Origin of the sequence: Paenibacillus sp. EPM92, from assembly GCF_016586185.1 — a bacterium.
Classification (GTDB): domain Bacteria; phylum Bacillota; class Bacilli; order Paenibacillales; family NBRC-103111; genus Paenibacillus_G; species Paenibacillus_G validus.
Window position 1 is genome coordinate 1 of sequence record NZ_BCPS01000079.1, and the last position, 19108, is coordinate 19108.

Annotated in this window: 15 protein-coding genes and 1 pseudogene; all 16 read right to left on the reverse strand. The window is 57.9% G+C overall.

Going from position 1 to position 19108, the window contains the following annotated elements; all coding sequences use genetic code 11:
- Positions 1-157 precede the first annotated feature (157 nt).
- Positions 158-352, reverse strand: coding sequence for a twin-arginine translocase TatA/TatE family subunit (gene tatA, locus JMF85_RS18645; protein ID WP_054797403.1), 195 nt, complete (start codon positions 350-352; stop codon positions 158-160).
- Positions 353-441: 89 nt separating this feature from the next.
- The gene (locus JMF85_RS18650) at positions 442-1092 is read right to left on the reverse strand and encodes a YdcF family protein (RefSeq protein WP_141336256.1); all 651 of its coding nucleotides are present in this window, start codon (positions 1090-1092) and stop codon (positions 442-444) included.
- Between the two features lie 28 nt (positions 1093-1120).
- Positions 1121-1786 (reverse strand): alpha/beta hydrolase, encoded by a 666-nt coding sequence (locus tag JMF85_RS18655; protein ID WP_054797370.1) that lies wholly within the window; start codon positions 1784-1786, stop codon positions 1121-1123.
- Between the two features lie 99 nt (positions 1787-1885).
- Positions 1886-2587 carry a peptidylprolyl isomerase gene (locus JMF85_RS18660; protein WP_127610199.1) on the reverse strand — a complete coding sequence of 234 codons (702 nt, stop codon included), beginning with the start codon at positions 2585-2587 and terminating at the stop codon, positions 1886-1888.
- A gap of 112 nt (positions 2588-2699) precedes the next feature.
- A complete protein-coding gene (locus JMF85_RS18665; RefSeq protein ID WP_155615751.1) occupies positions 2700-5369 on the reverse strand; it encodes a transglycosylase domain-containing protein in 2670 nt (889 codons plus the stop codon).
- A gap of 196 nt (positions 5370-5565) precedes the next feature.
- The gene (hfq, locus tag JMF85_RS18670) at positions 5566-5808 is read right to left on the reverse strand and encodes an RNA chaperone Hfq (protein ID WP_054797369.1); all 243 of its coding nucleotides are present in this window, start codon (positions 5806-5808) and stop codon (positions 5566-5568) included.
- Positions 5809-5830: 22 nt separating this feature from the next.
- Entirely contained in the window at positions 5831-6814 is a 984-nt protein-coding gene (gene miaA, locus JMF85_RS18675) for a tRNA (adenosine(37)-N6)-dimethylallyltransferase MiaA (protein WP_141336253.1), read from the reverse strand.
- Positions 6805-7581, reverse strand: coding sequence for a class I SAM-dependent methyltransferase (locus tag JMF85_RS18680; protein ID WP_127610205.1), 777 nt, complete (start codon positions 7579-7581; stop codon positions 6805-6807). Before JMF85_RS18680 ends, miaA begins: the two co-directional genes overlap by 10 nt.
- A gap of 2 nt (positions 7582-7583) precedes the next feature.
- Positions 7584-9602, reverse strand: a complete 2019-nt coding sequence (gene mutL / locus JMF85_RS18685) for a DNA mismatch repair endonuclease MutL (RefSeq protein WP_155615750.1) — start codon at positions 9600-9602, stop codon at positions 7584-7586.
- Between the two features lie 25 nt (positions 9603-9627).
- Entirely contained in the window at positions 9628-11079 is a 1452-nt protein-coding gene (locus tag JMF85_RS18690; RefSeq protein WP_141336385.1) for a S41 family peptidase, read from the reverse strand.
- Between the two features lie 27 nt (positions 11080-11106).
- A pseudogene (gene mutS, locus JMF85_RS18695) lies at positions 11107-13856 on the reverse strand (DNA mismatch repair protein MutS).
- 132 nt (positions 13857-13988) lie between these two features.
- Positions 13989-15470 (reverse strand): putative amidoligase domain-containing protein, encoded by a 1482-nt coding sequence (locus tag JMF85_RS18700; RefSeq protein WP_201318717.1) that lies wholly within the window; start codon positions 15468-15470, stop codon positions 13989-13991.
- Positions 15471-15617: 147 nt separating this feature from the next.
- Positions 15618-16181, reverse strand: a complete 564-nt coding sequence (locus JMF85_RS18705) for an outer spore coat protein CotE (RefSeq protein WP_054797650.1) — start codon at positions 16179-16181, stop codon at positions 15618-15620.
- A gap of 117 nt (positions 16182-16298) precedes the next feature.
- Positions 16299-17249, reverse strand: coding sequence for an aromatic acid exporter family protein (locus JMF85_RS18710; protein WP_141336387.1), 951 nt, complete (start codon positions 17247-17249; stop codon positions 16299-16301).
- Positions 17250-17451: 202 nt separating this feature from the next.
- Positions 17452-18285, reverse strand: a complete 834-nt coding sequence (locus JMF85_RS18715) for an ABC transporter permease (protein ID WP_054797649.1) — start codon at positions 18283-18285, stop codon at positions 17452-17454.
- A complete protein-coding gene (locus JMF85_RS18720) occupies positions 18272-19075 on the reverse strand; it encodes an ABC transporter ATP-binding protein (protein WP_054797648.1) in 804 nt (267 codons plus the stop codon). The genes JMF85_RS18715 and JMF85_RS18720 overlap by 14 nt, the downstream gene beginning before the upstream one ends.
- Between the last annotated feature and the right edge of the window lie 33 nt (positions 19076-19108).

Genomic DNA, 19108 nt, shown 5'->3' on the forward strand with positions numbered 1-19108 from the left:
CAACGGCGGCGGACAACGGCGGCGGACAACGGCGGCGGACAACGGCGGCGGACAACGGCGGCGGACAACGGCGGCGGACAACAAAAAAACTCCCTGCGGCGGATCATGCTCTCGCATGACCGGCAGGGAGTTTGATTACATACGGATTCCCGACGGATTATGACTTCGGTTCGTTCTTCTTGTTGTTCTCTTCCTCATTCTCGCCGGATCTTAAACCTCGCGTCGACTCTTTGAACTCGCTTAACGTACGACCGACCGCACGGCCAAGCTCGGGGAGCTTCGACGGCCCGAATAAGATCAGTATAACGATTAAAATAAGTAAAAGTCCGCCGATTCCGATATTGAACGGCATGTTCGTCACCCCGTTTCTGGGACTATCCTTTCCTTGCATTATACCAAGACCGCGAGCGAAAAGAAACTTTCAGTTTGGTCCACTGCCGCCTAGCGCTGCAGTTCGTACCCGAGCGAAAGCTGGACCTTGTCCCACTGCCACTTGGCGAAAGCCAGCGTCTCCCGGCTGCGGTGCCAGGACATCATCAGCACGCTTGAATCCATCGGCGAAGCCTGCGGCCGCTCGAAGCCGAGAAAGCGCGCAATGTCGAGGGCGCGTACCGCATGATAGCGATGCGTAATAATGACCGAAGACGTCCATCCGTGCTCTTTCATAATCGCTTGGCTGAATTTCAAATTCTCATAGGTGCTGCGTGCTTCGTTCTCCAAGTAAATGTGGCCCTCCGGAATGCCCTGCTCCATTAAATAATTGCGCATCCCTTCGGCTTCGGTCAGCGTAGACTTCGGCGTGTCGTAGCCGCCGCTGACAATCACCTCGGTAATGACGCCGCTGCGGTACAGCTCCACCGCCCGGTCCAAGCGCTCCTTCAACGCAGGGCTTGGCGTCGTCTGCCAAAGCGAGGCTCCAAGCACGATGCCAACGTCCTGCGGTGGCAGCTCCCGATCGGGCAATGTGGCCATGCGAACCTGCACGACGCCAATCCATAGGACGCCCACAAGTGCAATCGCCAGCAGCCAGCGGCCGCCCCGTATCCAGCGATCCTTTCGTTTCATCGCCTTCCGGCGTCGTTTCTCTTTCATTGCAATCAGTCCCTTACGATTGTTCCCCCTACTGCGTCAGAAAGCGTCGTACGGCTTGAAACACCTCAGCCGCTTCGGGCTCGAGACAAAGCAAATGCCGGGACTTCGGTACATACAGCAGCTCTTTCTCGCCTTGGATACGGTTGTAGATATAGCGGGCGCTGCGCGGATGAACGATCTGATCCTGACGCCCTTGTATAATTAACGTAGGGACCGAGATGCGGTTCAGCTCATGCCGCTTCGCAAACCGGGCCAATTTCATGAACTGCACCGCAGCGGGCAGCGGCACGCGTTTCACCCGCTGCCAATGCTCCCAATCGTGGGTACGCATCCGGTCGACCAGATCCCGCATGAACCGAACCGGGCTTATGTAAATCGCAGCGGCGCTCAGCAGCACCAAGCGGCGGATCGGGAAGCGGTTGGCCAAATATGCGGAGATCAGTCCCCCCATCGAAAAGCCGATCAGATCGACAGACGCATAATGCCGGCTAAGCCGGCGAGCCTCATCGGCGGCCGCATCCAGCCAATCCTGCCACGTGGAGGCCGCGAGACCCAGCAGCTCCGGATCGTGGCCGGGCAGCGTCGGGACATGACAATCATAACCGTATCCTTGCAAGTAATCCGCCAGCGGTTGAACCTCGTAAGGTCCGCCGGTAAAGCCGTGCAGCAGCAAGCACGCGCGTTCCTCGGCCATATGCAGGTCTCTCCTTTCATTAGACGAATGTATCCGGAATATGGTTCCCTCAGTCGAAACAAAAGGCAGCGTGGATTTCCACGCTGCCTGACCATCCCGTTACTTTTCAGTAATCGTGACCGACTGAATGACGACTTTCTCCTTCGGTTTGCTTGGCGTTGGCTCAGAGCCTTGCTCGACCGGTGTGGCGGCAATTTTTTGCACGGTGTCCATACCTTCGACAACTTTGCCGAAGATCGTGTAGTTCGGCAATTTATTCAAGCTCTTGCTGTCTTCCCCGGTGCAAATGAAGAACTGGCTGCCGTTCGTATTCGGACCGGAATTGGCCATCGCTACGATCCCGGGCTCGTATTTGTAAGGCGACTTCAGTTCATCCGGGAATTTGTAGCCCGGACCTCCCGTCCCGTTGCCGAGCGGATCTCCCGTCTGAACCATGAACGATTGAATGATCCGGTGGAAGGTGATGTTGTTATAAAAGCCTTCTTTCGCCAAAAACACAAAGTTGTTTACCGTTTTGGGCGCATCCTTGGCAAACAATTCGATGACGAACGTCCCCTTGGACGTCGTGACCGTCGCTGTGTACGATTTGTTCGCATCGATCTTCATCTCCGGAGGCGACGACCAGGTTTTCTTGCCCGGTTCAGACGTCGTACCGGTTGAAGCATTCGGCTGGGCGGACGGATGGCTCGCGTTCGAATTGTCGGCGGGCGCCGGCTTCGTGCCGCATCCGGCCAGCATACCGGCAACCAGGCCCGCCGCGAGGGCTGTACGTATCGTTTTTTGCGCAATCTTTGAAATCATCGTTTGGTTCATCTCCATCTGCAGCTATTGGAATCACGTTACGGCATGATTATACTACACCGGAACTCGGAAAATAAAATATTCAAACTGCAACCCGGGGTCACACCCCTTGTTATGGGGAACGCTGCGGCAGCGCGGGACTTCCAAACGTGCCGCCGGTATTGCCGCCGACTGCCGGGTCCGGGGTTATCGGCTGCCCGCCAGTTGGATTTGAGGCTTCGCCGCCGCCGGGCTCGTTCCCGGGCGTCGTACCGCCGGCTCCACCCGTCCCTGGGGGTGTGCCGCTTCCGGCGCCGGCTCCCGTGCCTCCGGTACCTGTTCCCGCGCCCGTCCCCGTCCCAGGCTTCGATCCACCCGGGGTTGTCGTACCGCCGGGCTTACCGGTTCCAGGCTGTTGTCCCGAACCGGCTCCTGTTCCGCCATTTCCGTTAGTTCCGCCCGGATTATGTCCGGTACCGGTGCCCGGCTGTCCGGCTTCCGGCGCGTTCGGATCAAGCGGCTCGCCGTCGTTTTCCGTACCCGGCTGTTGCGGATTTGACGAATCACTGACCGTTACGCTGGCTATGTTCGAGCGAGCGCCAGCCACGTTGTTTTCCGGGTTAAGCGGAACGACCGTATACTCGTACGTATCCGGCTGAATAGCCGAAATATCGTTGACCTCGGTCACCGTTGTCGAAGTGATCGGCTCGCTCGGAAACTCCTGCATTTTGCTGTCCTTACGGAATACCTGGTATACGACGCCTTCGCCGACAGCGGACCAAGTCAGCTTCACCGATTTCTTCTCGGCGACGAACTCCGCTTTCAGATCGCCGATTCCTTTTGGCGGTTCATCCATATCCGCTACACCGCTAGGCTTGACGAATTTCGTTATCGGCTTTTTGGCCAGCGCCTTCTGCATGACTTCCTTGAAGATAGCGGCCGGCGCGCCGCTGCTCATCGAAACATAATGCTTCGCATCTGTTTTATCGAAGCCCATCCAGACGGCGGCCGTCCATTCCGGCGTGTACCCGACAAACCAGAGGTCGCGGTTATATTTCTCGAGACCTTTAAGCTCGAGCTGCGTCGAACCTGTTTTCCCCGCAACCGGGCGTTCGAACTTCGCCGCCGTACCGGTGCCGCCGGGCTCCAGGACGCCTTGCAGCAGTTGGGTCATGTACCAAGCCGTCTTGGCGCTCCAGACGGGAGCCTTCTTCTCCGCCTTGAAAGCCGCGCGCTCTCCGCTGTCGTCCATAATTTTAATGATTGCGTGCGCTTCGACGACGTTTCCGTTGTTCGGAAATGACGTATACGCCTGCGCCATTTGCAGCGTCGTAACGCCTTTCGTCAAACCGCCTAAAGCAATGGCCAAGTTATTATCCGCTTTATCGAACGGGATGCCAAGCTTTTCGACGTACGACTTCGCTTTGCTTATGCCGACCTGGTTTAACACCTCAACGGCCGGAATATTCACCGACTTCTTGATCGCTTCGAACATCGTCACCTGGCCGCGGTAGACGCCGTCCCAGTTCCGCGGCGAATAACCGTTATACGACTTTTGTTCATCCGGAAGCTTCGAATAAGGCGAGAACTTGCCAAGCTCCAGGGCCGGCGCGTAGGAGATCAAAGGCTTGAACGCCGACCCCGGCTGACGCGGCTGGGCAACGGCCCGGTTCAACCCGCGGACTACATAATCCCGCCCGCCGATCATCGCGACGATCCCGCCGTCTTTGTTATTCAAGATGACCATGCTGCTTTGCATCTTCTGAGCAGGTCCATCCTTTTGGAAAAATTTCGGGTTCGCATACGTTTGTTCCATGATCGCCTGCGCATTCGGGTCCAGATTCGTATAAATTTTGTAGCCGCCCCGCAGCAGATCGTCTTCCTCGAAGTTATACTTTTCCTGCGCCTCCCGCAATACGTAATCGATATAGGACTGGAATTGATCTTTCGCTGCGCCGGCAGGCCGTTCATAGTCGTGTGCGGCCGCTTCCGCCCGCTGCGCTTCCGTGATATACCCTTGGTCGTACATCAGCTTCAGCACGACGGCCCGGCGTTCCTTGGATTTGTCCGGATTCGAGATCGGGTTGTACGTATTGGGCGCCTTCGGCATGGCCGCCAGCGTCGCGACCTCCCACAGCTCCAGCTTGCTCAGGTCGGACTTTCCGAAATAAATTTTCGAGGCCGTTTTCACCCCGTAAGCCCGGTTTCCGAAATAAATCCGGTTCAGATAGTACGTCAAAATCTCGTCCTTCGTCTTGTTTTGCTCCAACGCCATCGCAATCGACATTTCCGTCGCTTTACGGAAGAACGTTTTGTCCGCGCTCAAGAACACGTTTTTCGCCAACTGCTGCGTAATGGTGCTTCCGCCTTCGACCATGCTGCGGGCGACGACGTCCTTCACCAGCGCCCGGGCGATCCCGAACAAATCGACCCCGGCGTGCTCGTCGAACCGTTTGTCCTCCGTCGCCACGAACGCTTGTCTCAGCAGCTCTGGCACTTCCTTCGGATCTATATTTTCACGGTTTTCCACCTTCAGAACGCCGACTTCCGCCCCATTGATATCCAGAATATGCGACGCTTCATCAAACTCAAGCTTATCCAGGTTTTCCTGCAATATTTTATTTCCGTTTAATATGACGAAAATGTAGACCCCCATCGCACAAATCGCAGCTAATGCTCCGGCAATGAACATGCCTAAGAATACTTTGCCTGTCGTCATTTTCTTCTTCTTCTTTTTCAAGCCGCTTGACGTCTTTCTCTCCTTCGGCGCTTGGTTCGGTGTCTTTTTGCTTGATCCCGTCATGCCCCGACTTCCTTTCCTTATCTGTGTCACAGTCCTATTAACCTGCGCAAAGCTGTCTTAAACAAAGAAACAACCCGGAAGAATCGGGTTGTTCTTTCGGTTTCTATGCAATTAGACGCGATTCGAACCGGAAATGTTGCTTCCGGCCCCAACCCTGGGTCAAGTACCCTGCGTATGAATAGCGGGCAAAAGCCGATTATTCGGCGTTCTGCTCCTGCTGCTGCATCAACGATACGGCGCGCTGCGGGGTAAACGTAGAAATCGCATGCTTGTACACCATTTGCTGGCGACCTTCACTGTCAATGATAATGGTAAAATTATCGAACGCGCGAATGACTCCGCGGATTTGGAATCCATTAGTCAAATAAACGGTGACCGGAATGTTCTCCTTGCGCAATTGGTTCAGAAACGTGTCTTGAATGTTGATCGACTTGTTCATCAATGGGCCCCCTCAGGTTTAGTTAACGGGTCAAAGTTAATTTAGTTGCTATTATACCACGAACGAATTGCAACTGGGTAGAAAATTCTCCCATTTGGCTCATATCCACCCATTCGATATCTTTCATCCGGCGGAACCACGATAGCTGCCGTTTGGCAAAGTGGCGGGTGTTCTTTTTTAAAACGTCGATTGCTTCGTTCAGCGTTGCTCGGCCTTCCAAATAGGAAACAATTTCTTTGTACCCCAGCCCTTGCATCGATAAGGACGAAGGATCGACGCCTTGGGCCAACAGGCCACGAACCTCGTCCACCAAACCTTGTTCGATCATGAGATCGATTCTCTCTTCAATACGTTTATATAGTAAAGCTCTATCCATTGTCAACCCAATGATACACAATTCGTAAGGCGTTACCCTTTTTTGGACCTTCAGCCGGTCGGAAAGCCGTTCTCCGGTCACTTTATAAATTTCAAGCGCCCGTATGATCCGCCTTTGATCGTTCGGGTGCAGCCGTTCCGCCGATTCGGGATCGACTTCCCGCAATCGGGCATGCAGCGCATCAGCCCCATGGCGCAAAGCAAACGTCTCCATTTCTTCGCGAAACGCTTCGTCCGAGCCGGCTTCGCTGAATTGGAAATCGTAACAAACCGATTCGATATACAAGCCCGTGCCGCCCACAATAAACGGAAGCTTCCCGCGGCGGTCGATATCCCGGATCAACGGAACGCACCGTTCCTGAAACTCGGCGACCGAGAACGGCTCTTCCGGCTCGTGAATGTCGATCAAATGGTGCTTCACCATCGCGCGTTCTTCCGGGGTCGCCTTCGCGGTCCCGATATCCATCCGCCGGTATACCTGCATGGAATCGCCCGATATAATCTCGGCGTCGTACATTTGGGCCAGCGTCAGGCTGAGCTTCGTCTTGCCGACCGCGGTCGGTCCTACCAGCACGAGCAGCTTCGGCTTGCGCGCAGGCGCCGGATTTGTGCCGTCTCTCTCTACGAACATCGTATCACTCCATAAGCAATTTTCGTCGAGGAGCGATGAGCGACGGCAAAGCCGAGCCGCTCGAACTCCATGCTGTCGCGGTGTTCCTTCATGACGACGCAGCGCCGCGACACGCGCTTCGCTTCGGCGACCGCCTCTTCCGAGAGCGCCCGGTCGTCGGCAATTCCCCGAATCGCGCGGATCGAGTTCGATTCCGTGATCGGCTTGCGGAACATCGGGTCGAAGTATACGACATCGCAGCTATCGTCCGGTAGTCCGCGTAAATAGGTCAAATGATCGACCGGATGCACCTGGATGCGTCTCATCGCTTCATTCAAACCGGGCACATCGGAATGATAGGACTTTAAGCCCTCTGCAAGTAAAAAAGCAGGGATCGCCGCACTTTCGAGCGCTACAACCGTTCCTTCATCGCCGACCGCAAACGCGAAAACGATCGCATCGGAGCCGAGTCCGGCCGTACAGTCCACAATCCGGTCGCCGGGACGAACGCCGGCCAAAGCGAGCAGCGTATCAGGCTCGCCGTTGCGCAGCCGCTTCACGCGGACGGCCGCCGTGCTCGGGTGAAAAAAGAGCGGCTGCCGGCCGTCGTGATGATACTCAAGCCGCTCCTTCGAAATGACTAAAATATCCTCGTCCCCGAATCGGGCGCGCAGTTGAGCCAGCGTCATTTGGCGGCGCTGCAGGCAGCGTCCGCCGAGCGTTCCGGCCAGACGCCGGGCCTCGGCAAGCTGCGCGGCGTTCGGGTCGTAGGAAGTTGTGACGAACAAAGCTACATCACCCTTTTGAACATTTTCTCCAATTCATAAGTCGAGAAGCTGACGACGATCGGCCGTCCGTGCGGACACGTGTACGGATTTCGGCATGCGGCCAGCCGGTCGAGCAGCACTTCCATCTCGAGCGTACCCATAGTTTGATTCGCTTTGATCGATGCTTTGCAGGAGCACATGATGGCGGCTTTCTCGCGGAATTTCCCGATATCGACGCCCTTCCTCTCGTTTAACAGCCATTCGATCATCTCTTCGATCAACGCCTGCTCTTCGCCGCGCGGCAGCCAGTGCGGGTAAGCGCGCACGAGAAACGAGGAGCCGCCGAACGGCTCAAGGTAAACGCCGGCCTGCTCGAGCTGGCCCAGCTTGTCCTGCAGACGTCCGGCTTCGGACGAAGTCAATTCCAGCGTAATCGGGACGAGCAGCTCCTGACTCGCTTCCGCCGGTTTTCCGAACAAATCGTAATAATGCTCGTAATTGATCCGCTCATGCGCCGCATGCTGATCGATCAGGAACAGCCCTTCTTCGTTCTGCGCGACGATGTACGTCCCGTGAAGCTGCCCGATCGGGTCCAGCTTCGGGAAGGCCGGCAGCGCCGGAGCGGCTTCGCCGGCCGGGGTCAACGAGCGCAGCAGCGCCTCGGACGCGGCCGCCGTCTCGCGCTGGCTGAGCGGGACGCGCGGCGCAGCGGACGTTCCTGGCGTACGCGGCGAAGCGGCTGCCGCTTCGCCGGTCGCCGGTCGCGCGGACGGCGTTCCGTATGCCGATTCCGCCCTGCCCGCGGCAGGCGGCGCCGTGAAGCCCGACGCACCGTTCGCTTCACGCCAAGACGTCGCGGCCGCGCGGCGGCTTTCTTCGAAGCTTCGCTCCGGAATGTCCGGACGCCCCGCATTCCCTGCTTCCACCGCGTTCTCCGCCCGGTTTCCCGCCTGCTCCGCAGCGGTAGAGGCCGCTTGCGGGCGGTACAGCTCAAGCTGCTCTTGAATCACCGCTTCACGCGGCTTCTTCACCGCTCCCGCCTGCGGGATCAAGCGCTGCTGAGCCAAGACGCCGCGCGCCTCCCGCTCGACGAACTGCATCAGCTCCTGCTCCTTGCTGAAGCGCACCTCCAGCTTGGCCGGATGCACATTCACGTCGATGAGCGTCGGGTCCATTTGCAGATGCAGCACGGCAACCGGGAAGCGGTTGATCGGCAGCAGCGTGTGATAACCCTGCAATAGAGCCTGCGCAAGCGTGTAGTTGCGGATGTACCGGCCGTTGATGACCGTCGAGATGCCGCCGCGGTTCGCGCGGGTCATCTCCGGCTTCGAGATGAAGCCGACGAGCTTGTAATCGAGCGTTTCGCCCTCGATCTTCAGCATCGTGCGCGCTACCGCCGTGCCGTAAATGGCCGCGATAGCGTTCAGAAGGTCGCCGTTGCCGAGCGTTTGCAGCAGCGTGTTACCGTTATGCTTCAGCGTAAATGCAATGCCCGGATGCGCCAGCGCCAGCCGGTACATATAATCCGTCACATGGCCGAGCTCGGTTTGAATCGTCTTCATATACTTCAACCGGGCGGGTGTATTGTAGAACAGCTCCCGCACCGTAATATCCGTCCCCCGCGGAGCGGCGTGATCGGTCTTGCTCACCAGCGTTCCGCCTTCGATGACGAGCCGCGTGCCGAGTCCGGTCGTATCCGCGCTCGTCAGCAGCTCGATCTTCGCGACGGCGGCGATACTGGGCAGTGCCTCGCCACGAAAGCCAAGCGTTCGGATCTCGAATAAATCCTGGGCTTTCGCGATCTTGCTCGTGGCGTGGCGGAGGAAAGCCGTCTCGCCATCCTCCGGGTCCATGCCGGAGCCGTTATCCGCGACGCGGATCAAACTGAGGCCGCCCTCTTCAATCGTCACGTCAATCCGGGTGCCGCCGGCGTCAATCGCGTTCTCGACCAATTCCTTCACAACCGACGAAGGACGCTCGACCACTTCGCCGGCAGCGATCTGGTTGGCGATATGCTCGTCTAGAATGTTTATTTTTCCCATGACCGAGGCTCCTTAACCCTCTATCTCACTTGCTTGTGCTCAGCTTCAGCGTCTGTCCGTTGTCGCTCCACTCTAGCGAAGAGAACGCCTCAGCCGCCTTCGCGGCGCTGACATAGCTTGTTCCTTCGCGAAGCAGCACGTCCCCGTCCGCAGGCGTATACGAGGTTTGGCCGTCCGCTGAAGTAATCTGCACCGAACGGGACGCTTCGTTCCATTCCACCTTGGCGCCAAGGAGGGCGGCCAGAACGCGGGATGGTACGTACGTTTGTCCGTTCTCGCGGACGACTTTGAACGTATCCACCACGTCTAATCCGTTCACGGACATACTGATTCGTTTCAATTCCAGCGTAATCGATTGAAGACCCGCGGTGCGGAGCGCCGTCAGCAGCTCCGGCACTTCTCCGCCTTCCACCTTCACGTCCGGCTCCAAGCCGACGCCGTTCACTTTGCGCAGCTTTGGCGTCAAATACTCCTCGACCGTCACCTTTAAAGCGCCGCCGGATTGAAGCGGAACCACCTCTTGTACACTGCCTTTGCCGTATGTTTTCGTTCCTATCACCGTAATCGCCTTGTAATCCTGCAGCGCCCCCGTCAACACCTCCGAAGCGCTGGCGCTGTTGCCGTTGACGAGAAAATAGACCGGGAACGGCTGCGTCTCGCCGCCCGAGAAGGTCACCGGTTCGTCGGTATTATTGCGGTTTTTCGTATGAATCAGCGTACCTTCCTTGACGAACAGTCTTGCCAGTTGCTGCGCCGTTTCCAGCAGGCCTCCCGGATTGTCGCGCAGATCGACAACCAGGCTCTTCAGCTCGCCGGGGGCCTGCAGCCCATCCAGGAACAACGCCGTCATCTCGTCGGCATCGCTGGAAAAGCTCAATATACGAACGTAGCCCACGCCCTGGAATCGGTTGGCGATCACGACCGGAACTTGAATCCGTTCGCGCTTCACGGTCAATTCCGATGTCGCGCCGTCGCGTACGATTTGCAGCTTCACCTCGGTGCCCGGCTCGCCCATGATTTTGGCCGTCGCCTTGTTCAAAGGAACGCCGACAGCCGATTGCCCGTCAATCCCGACGATCACGTCGCCGATCCGAATGCCCGCCGCTTGCGCAGGCCCCTCGAACACTTGGGCGATGTAGATGCCGTCGGGCTGCTCGCTGACGCGAACGCCGATCCCGACATATTGATTAGCTATGGAGGATTCGAATTCGGTCAATTGCTCCGCCGTAAAGTACTGCGTATAAGGATCGTTCAAAGATTCGACCATCGCCTTGATCGCGGCATCGGATAGCTTCTTGGCGTCCGGCGCGCTGACATGGTTTTGTTCAAGCAAACTCAGTACTTCCTTCGCGCGGTCGGCCGCGCTCAAACTCTCTGCCGCTGCGAGCGCAGGCTGGGTTGCAGGGACTAGTAGAGATAACGCGAGTACGGAGCTGACGGCATGACGCCACAGTTTGCCTTTATGCTTGATGTTCATCGGAATTCCTCTTCTCTTCGGAATGGTTTAGTTGTTCGTCAGCTGCTTCTTCAATTCGTACAAAAAGTTCATCGCCGCCATCGGCGTCATATTCATTAAATCCGCGTGACGCAGCTGCTCGAGCACTTTGTCGGATTTCCCGGTTTTCTTCGCCGATTTATCAGTCTCCGGGGATTCGGCCGGGAACAAGCTCAACTGGATCGCCGGGCCGGCCGCCGCTTCCGGTGCTGCCGGCGCAAGTGCGGTCGGCGCAGACGCCTCCGGACTGGACTCGACGGCCTCTCGGACAAGCTCCGCTTGCGGCTTGCGGGAAACAGCGGTCGCAGCAGCTTCCTTGCCCGCCGTGCTCTCGGCATGCCCTTGCGCCAGCTCGGCGCGAGTCTCGAATGCGTTCAGCAGCTCGTACGAGCGCTCGATGATCGAGTTCGGCAGTCCGGCGATTTGCGCGCAATAGATGCCGTAGCTGGTGTCGGCGGCGCCGCGAATCAGCTTGCGCAGGAACGTCACGTTCTGTCCGCTCTCCTTCACCGCCATACAATAATTGCGTAAATCCCGAAGGCTCTCTTCGAGATGCGCGAGTTCATGGAAGTGGGTGGAGACGAGCGTCTTGCAGCCGATGTTGTCGTGCAGAAACTCGATGACGGCTTGCGCGATCGCCATCCCTTCGCCGGTCGACGTGCCGCGCCCAAGCTCGTCGATGATGACAAGGCTCCGCGAGGTCGCCTTCTCGGTCATGATCTGGATGTCCATCATCTCGACCATGAACGTGCTCTGGCCGCCGATCAAATCGTCCGCCGCCCCGATGCGTGTGAAAATCCGGTCGACGATCGGTACGACCGCCCGCTTCGCCGGCACGAAGCACCCGATCTGCGCCATCAGGCCGATCATCGCCACTTGGCGCATATAGGTGCTCTTCCCGGCCATATTCGGCCCGGTGATCAGCAGCATGCTGCCGCTCTCGCGCGTCAAGGCCGTATCGTTGGCGATGAAGACGCCGTCCTCCAGCACCGCCTCCACGACAGGATGGCGGCCCTCCTCGATCTCCAAGCCGTAAAACTCGCCGATCGTCGGGCGCGTATACCGCTGTGCGGCGCTGACGTGGGCGATCGACTGGTACACGTCGATCGTGGCGATCCGCTCGGCCAGCTGCTGCAGCCTCGACAATTGTCCGACCAGCCGGTCCCGCAGTTCCGTGAACAGGGCGTATTCGAGATCGATCATGCCCTCCTGGGCTTCCAGAATGAGCGCTTCCTTCTCCTTCAGCTCCGGCGTTACGAAGCGTTCCGCATTCGCCAACGTCTGTTTGCGCTCGTAACGGCCTTCCTCCAGCATCGACAAGTTCGATTTGGTCACTTCGATGAAATAACCGAACACTTTGTTAAAGCCGATTTTGAGCGATTTGATACCGGTGCGTTCCCGCTCGAGCCGCTCCAGCTCGGCAAGCCACTGCTTCCCGTTCGTGCTCGCCTCGCGCAGCTGGTCGAGCCGTGCGTTAACGCCCGCGCGGATCATCCCGCCGTCCCGGACGGAAACCGGCGGCTCGTCCTGGATCGTGTCGGCGATCCAGCTCATCAAGTCTTGGCAAGGATCGATGCCTTCCGCCAAAGCTTTCAGCGTCGCCGAACCGCTGCCCTCGCACAACTCACGCAGCCGGGGCACCTGCTCCAGCGACGCCCGCAGCGCAACCAGATCGCGTGCGTTCGCGCTGCCGTAGGCGATCCGGGCGGTCAATCGCTCCAGGTCATACACTTCCTTCAACGATTGCCTCAGATCGTCGCGCAGCATCAACTGGTTATACAAGCGGTCGACCGCTTCCAGCCGCTCTTCGATCAAGCTTGCGTTCATCAGCGGCTTTTCGATCCAGCGCTTCAACAAACGGCCGCCCATCGCGGTCACCGTCTTATCCAGCAGCCAGAGCAGCGACCCCTTCTTCGTCCGGTCCCGAACCGTTTCCACCAGCTCGAGATTTCGCCGGGTAAACGGGTCCATCACCATATATTGGTTCGGCTCATAGATGCGGATATGTTTGATGTGGCTGAGCGAACGTTTTTGCGTCTCCTGCAAGTAGCCCATCAGCACGGACAGCGCTTCTCTCCCGCCGTCCGGCAATGCGGCGAGCTGCTTGTCCGAGAAGTAGGCGGTAATCGGCTGAAGGCCCGCCGCCGCGAGGCTCTCTTCCGACCTGACCGTCATAACGGCCGTCCGCAGCATCGCTCCCGCGCCGCTTTGAATACGCTCCAGCACCTCCGCTGCGCCGAGCAGCTCAGAAGGGTTGTAGACGTTCAGCTCATCCATCAGCCGCTCGAAGGACCCGGTTAACCGGGTGACGTAAAGCTCGCCGGTCGAGATGTCGCAAGCTGCCAATGCAAAGCCTGCCGCGTCCGACTGAACCGCGGCTATGTAGTTGTTGCTCGTCTCGCTGAGCGAGCGGGCGTCCATCACCGTGCCCGGCGTGACGATCCGCACGATTTCCCGGCGCACGACCCCTTTCGCTTCCGCCGGATTCTCCACCTGCTCGCATATCGCGACCTTATACCCTTTCTCTACCAGCCGGGCAATATAGTTTTCTGCGGAATGATAGGGAACGCCGCACATCGGAATGCGTTCCTCCATGCCGCCTTCCCGGCCTGTCAACGTAATTTCCAGCTCGCGCGCAGCTAGTACCGCGTCTTCGAAAAACATTTCATAGAAATCGCCTAAACGAAAAACAAAAAAGCGTCCTTGACCTCCGCTTTAATGGCAAGGTACTGCTCGATCATTGGCGTATATTTGGCCATACTCCATCCTCCACGCTCTACGCTTTACGGGGAGACGAAAGCGCGCGCACCTGCAGGCTGCAGCCGGACGCCGCGCTTCGCCTCGTAAGTTATCTATGATTATATCATGAAAAGATAGAGAACACCCGTTTCTTACGAGCGCGTCGTTATTTTCCACTTGGGCCTGATGTCTTCCCGTTCGTTCCAGGCCTTCATCTGCAGCATCATGCGCCATAGGGGCAGCAAATACGACTCGTGCTCCGCATACCCCGGCAGCTTCTCCATATCCCGCCACAAGCCGGGAACGAGCGGACGAATGCGCGCCTTGTCGCCGCGGTAGTACGCTTTCACCACCTCCGGTTCGCTCAGCGGCCGCTGCTTGAGCTGCGCGTAATGCTCGGCAATCAGCTTGGCGAGCGCCAGCACGCCTTTGGCGACGGACGGCGACACCATCCAGCTCGGCAGCACGCGATATTCGAAGCCGCCGTGCCGCTGCCGCCGGAAATCGCCGAGAAACCCGTACTGCGGCTTGCGCGCCGCCGTCGTCTCGCCCTCAACCAGCGTCAGCGGAAGGGCCAGGTAATTGTCCAGCGCGCGCAGTAGACGGACATCCAGCTCAACTCCGCTGAAATGAATATGCCCGCCGAGCGGAAAGCCGCGAACCGGCATGCCCCCCGCCACCCACGCGAGCTCCGGGTCGGTGATCCGCTTCGCCGCAAGCTGGAGCGTCCGGTGCAGATGAACGACCAGCTTGCGCACATCGGTGCTCGGCGCCGGACGCAGCTCGGCCAGCGGATATACTTTACGGCGGCTCGGCAGCACGATCGCGTCACAGCCGAACGGGCCGTCCTTGTCGACGAAGGCCGAGGCGAACTTCACTTTCCCTTGCGCATTCAGCAGCAGAAATTCAGGGTCTGCGCCCAGCATCGCCACGGCCGGAGGCTGCGCCTCGAGCTTCCCGATCCGTTCGTCGAAGCGGTTCATCGCGTCCGCGAACAGCTCCGCCAGCCGCGGCGTCAACGCCGGAACCGGTTCTACGCCGCGCACGGCGAGCGTTCCTGCCGGGCGCACCCCGATGCGCACGACGCCGTAGTCCAGTCCGAGCGCATAGATGCTTTTGACGGCTTCGCGTATCGCACGAACCGCATAAAACCCCCGCTGCTCGAGCCCGATCTCGCTGTAAGCCGTCTCCCGGCGGCTTGTCATCGGCTTGCCCGGTCCAGCCCCGCCCGGATCCGCACTCGCGTCCGCCGCCCCACGGCGGCCCGCATAGAACACCCCGCTCGAACGGTGAAACAGCGTCAGCGCCTGCAAATCAAAGACGGGCACCACAAATTCGTGACGCCAGCGGATTTCCTCGCCCTCCGCTTGCGACTCCTCGTCCAAGAAGCAGTCGATGCCGTGCAGGCGGAGCGTATCGGACAGCCGCCGGGGCTGCAGCGCCGCCAATATGCTTTTTACAGGCTGCAGCGCCTCGGGATTGGTTCCTCCTGTATTCGGGTGATAAGCCCCCCAATGAATGATATACGCCGTGTCCTTCCGTTCGGCAGAAAGCCTCGCTCCGTGCGGAATTCGCAAGTTTTCCAGCAGCGGCTGCAGCTCCGGTTCATGGGAATGAAGCAAAAAGGCGGACATCGCGTCCCTCCCTCGCCGTTACGCACGGCTGGCCAGAATGTATTGCGGCGCCGCCTGCCCATTTTGCCGGCGAACGCCTCGGGAAACAAAAAAGAGGGCTGACGCCCTCTGCCGAAATGACTTCTCCCGGCATATACTGTAGCAAGATCAGTTCAATTCGTCGTCAAGCAGATCCGGATCCAAATCTTCAAAGCCGCCGTCATCGGTGTCGAAATCCACATGCTTATCGTCGAAATCGTCAATGCCGTTCGGGCTTACCACCACGTAAACCTTCGTCTCTGCGATCATTTCGACCTTATACTCGCGCTCTACGCGGATCAGCACCGCAGATCCGTTGGATGAGATGCTGGCTTCCACGCAGTTTGGCTCCTGCGTGGCGGCAGCCAACACTTCGGCCGTCGATGGCTTATGTTTCTTATCCAGATAATGAAGCGGCACAACCTCAACATAGGAGACCGTTTCTTTCGCAACATCTGTTTTTGTATTCCGGTCATAAGAATACCAGATGTTGATATCGTAAGTACCTACCACCTCCACATTCTCCCCAGACTTCACCGCGTCGTATTGGTTGTTGATAATCCAAGCACCCAAAATACTGGTCGGAGCATGAGGCGGAGTGACCGTGTTGGTTACTTGCGAAAATTTACGTCCTTTGCCGCAGACAGCCTTCGTATAGATCTCTCTGACTTGCAAGTCTTTATCTAATGACATCCTTCTAACCTCCTCCATACAATCATTCATTACATTTGTATGCAGGACATTCGTCTAGTGTGATAACTTTTTTTGCAAATGTCAGAGGAGATTAGCAGGGACAAATGCCCCTTGTATTTAGACGCCTACCGGGCGTTTTTCTTTTTTGGCTACGTTTAAATAAACTTTCAGTTCTTCAACCAATTGAAGCAGCGCCGCCCGAATTTCGAATTCCTCTCTTGTCAGCGGAAGCGCCATGCCTTTGAACGATTGCTCAAGCTCAAACAAGTGCCGCTCGGTCCGGCCGGTATAATGCGGCATCAGGACATCCTCGCTTAAGGTTTCGAACACGGTCGCGAGCAGCTCGCCATGCGGCAGCGTCTGGTACACCCGTGCGACGTGCTCCGTCATTCTGCCGATCGCTTCAAGCTGCCGCTCCCTCATGTAGAAATATACGGTCCACTCTGCCCCTTCGAAAATCAACCGGTTATCGCTTTGCCGACGGGCCGCGTCAACCGCTTTATGCAGCAGCTCCTCGGCTTCGAGAAGCTCCCGGCCGCTCCATACGTAGGTATTGTCCCGCAGATGACGGGAAAGCTCGATAAAAATTCGCGAGAACAGCTCTTCCACCTGCTTGCGATACTGGACAAGCTGGGTATGCTCTTTCGGCATATAGACGATATTGATCAGCGTCGCGGTGCCGAGACCGATCACCAGCAGCAGGACCTCGTTCACAATGAGCTCCAGGGTAACCGTCTTGGCCGCAAACACGTGAAACATCACGACCGAGCTGGACACGATGCCGTCCTTCAGCTTCAACCGGCTCAGCAGCGGATATAACGTAAGCACGTACAACCCGATGACCCACACCTGATAACCGAGCGTCCAGAACAAGGCCACGCTGAACAGCAGCGCAAAGACGGATGCCGCAATACGTTGAAGCGATAGCGCAATGCCCCGCTTCTTCGTCACCTCCACGCCCATGATGGCGAGCAATCCGGTTGACAAGGGCGAGCTAAGCCCCAAATATTGAGCGATATAAATCGATAGGATGACGGCAAGCGCCGTTTTGATGACGCGAATTCCCATATTACGGTGTCCACCTTACACAAGAGCCACAAAAGAGCCGCAAAGTCAATTTCCACCATCTTACTCTTTTTCCGGAACGCCGACAACCCGGAGATACCCGCTCAGACCGATCCCCGTCAAGCGGCGCATAGAGGAAGCGCGTGAAAGGGCGGGCCGCCTCGCCGGCAGCCCGCCCTTCCCTGCGGTTTCTCCCTATCGCTCCTCACTGGCGCACCAGCTTTCCTTCCAAGTAGGAGACGGCCTGGTACATAAGCGTCGCCGCAATCGCGATGACCACGACACTGCCGATGACAAGCGTGAAATTGAATACCTGAAACCCGTAAATAATCAAATAGCCGAGCCCTTGCTTCGAGACGAGAAACTCGCCGACGATGACCCCGACCCAAGACAAACCGACGTTCACCTTCAGCGTGGACACAATCGTCGGGTACGATGCGGGAAGAATGACCTTCCGGAACACGGTGCTGCGGCTTGCGCCGAACAGCTGTACGACCTTCAACAGCTGCGGATCAACTTCCTTAAAGCTGTTATAAACGACCAAAATCGTGATAATAACGGTGATGGAAAGCGTCGTCGCGACGATGGACAACGCGCCTGGCCCAAGCGCGACGATGAACAGCGGGCCCAGCGCCACCTTAGGCAAGCTGTTCAGCACGACGATGTACGGATCGAGCACCCGCGACAGAAACGGAGAAAACCACAGCAGCGCGGCGATCGCCGTCCCGACCAGCGTACCGAGCACGAAGCCGACGATCGTCTCCCAGACCGTGACCCCGGTGTGCACAAGCAGCGAACCGTCGGCCGTCTTCTCAAGCAGCAGCGTCCCGATGCGGCTCGGCGAACTGAACAACAGCCCGTCGATCCACATCAGCCGGGCCGCTATTTCCCACATCAGCACGAACATCAGCAGCAGAGCGCCTTGCGTCAACCGGACAAATAGCGACTGCCGCTTTTCCCTTCGCAGGAACGTCTCATAAACCCGGGCAGCAAGCAAGTGCATGTCTTCCGCCCGTTCGTTTACCTCATGGCGTTCCATCCGCGCCGCCCCCTTTCCTCTCCACCTGCTCGAACATCGACCACAACCGCCGGAACAGCTCGTGAAAGCCTTCCTTCTCGCGGGCATGAAGCGGCTGCGCCTGACGAATCGGCTCCGGTACCGTCACATCAGCCAGTACACGCCCGGGATTGGGCTGCAGCACGATGATCCGGTCGCTCATCGCGATCGCCTCGGAAATATCATGGGTAACGAGAACGGCCGTTTTCCCCCGCGCCTTCAACGTGGTGACGATCAAATCTTCCAGCTGAAGCTTCGTCTGATAATCGAGCGCCGAGAACGGTTCGTCCAGCAGCAAAATATCTGGCTCCGTCGCCAACGTCCGTACAAGCGCCACACGCTGCCGCATCCCCCCAGACAGTTGATGCGGGAAGGCGTCGGCGAACTCTGCGAGTCCCATTTCCGCCAGAAGCTCCGTCACATATGCCTGCGACGCCTCGTCTTTCCTGCCCAGCAGCTCCAAGCCGAGGCAGACGTTCTCTTTAATGGTCCGCCACGGAAACAAATAATCGTGCTGCAGCATATACCCGACCCGCGGAGTCGGCCGCTTGATCAGCTCGCCCATGATACTCACACTGCCCGAAGTCGGTGTCAGCAAACCGCTGATCAGCGAAAGCAAGGTCGTTTTACCACAGCCGCTCGGTCCGATAATGCTGACGAACTCGCCCGGCTCGATACGGAGATCGATATGCTGCAGCGCGGCAAATGTGCCTTTCCGGTTGACGTACACTTGCGACACGCCGCTTATTTCAATAGAAGACGCCTTTGTCATACGATTCGGTGCCCTCCTTCTTATCATCTTGCA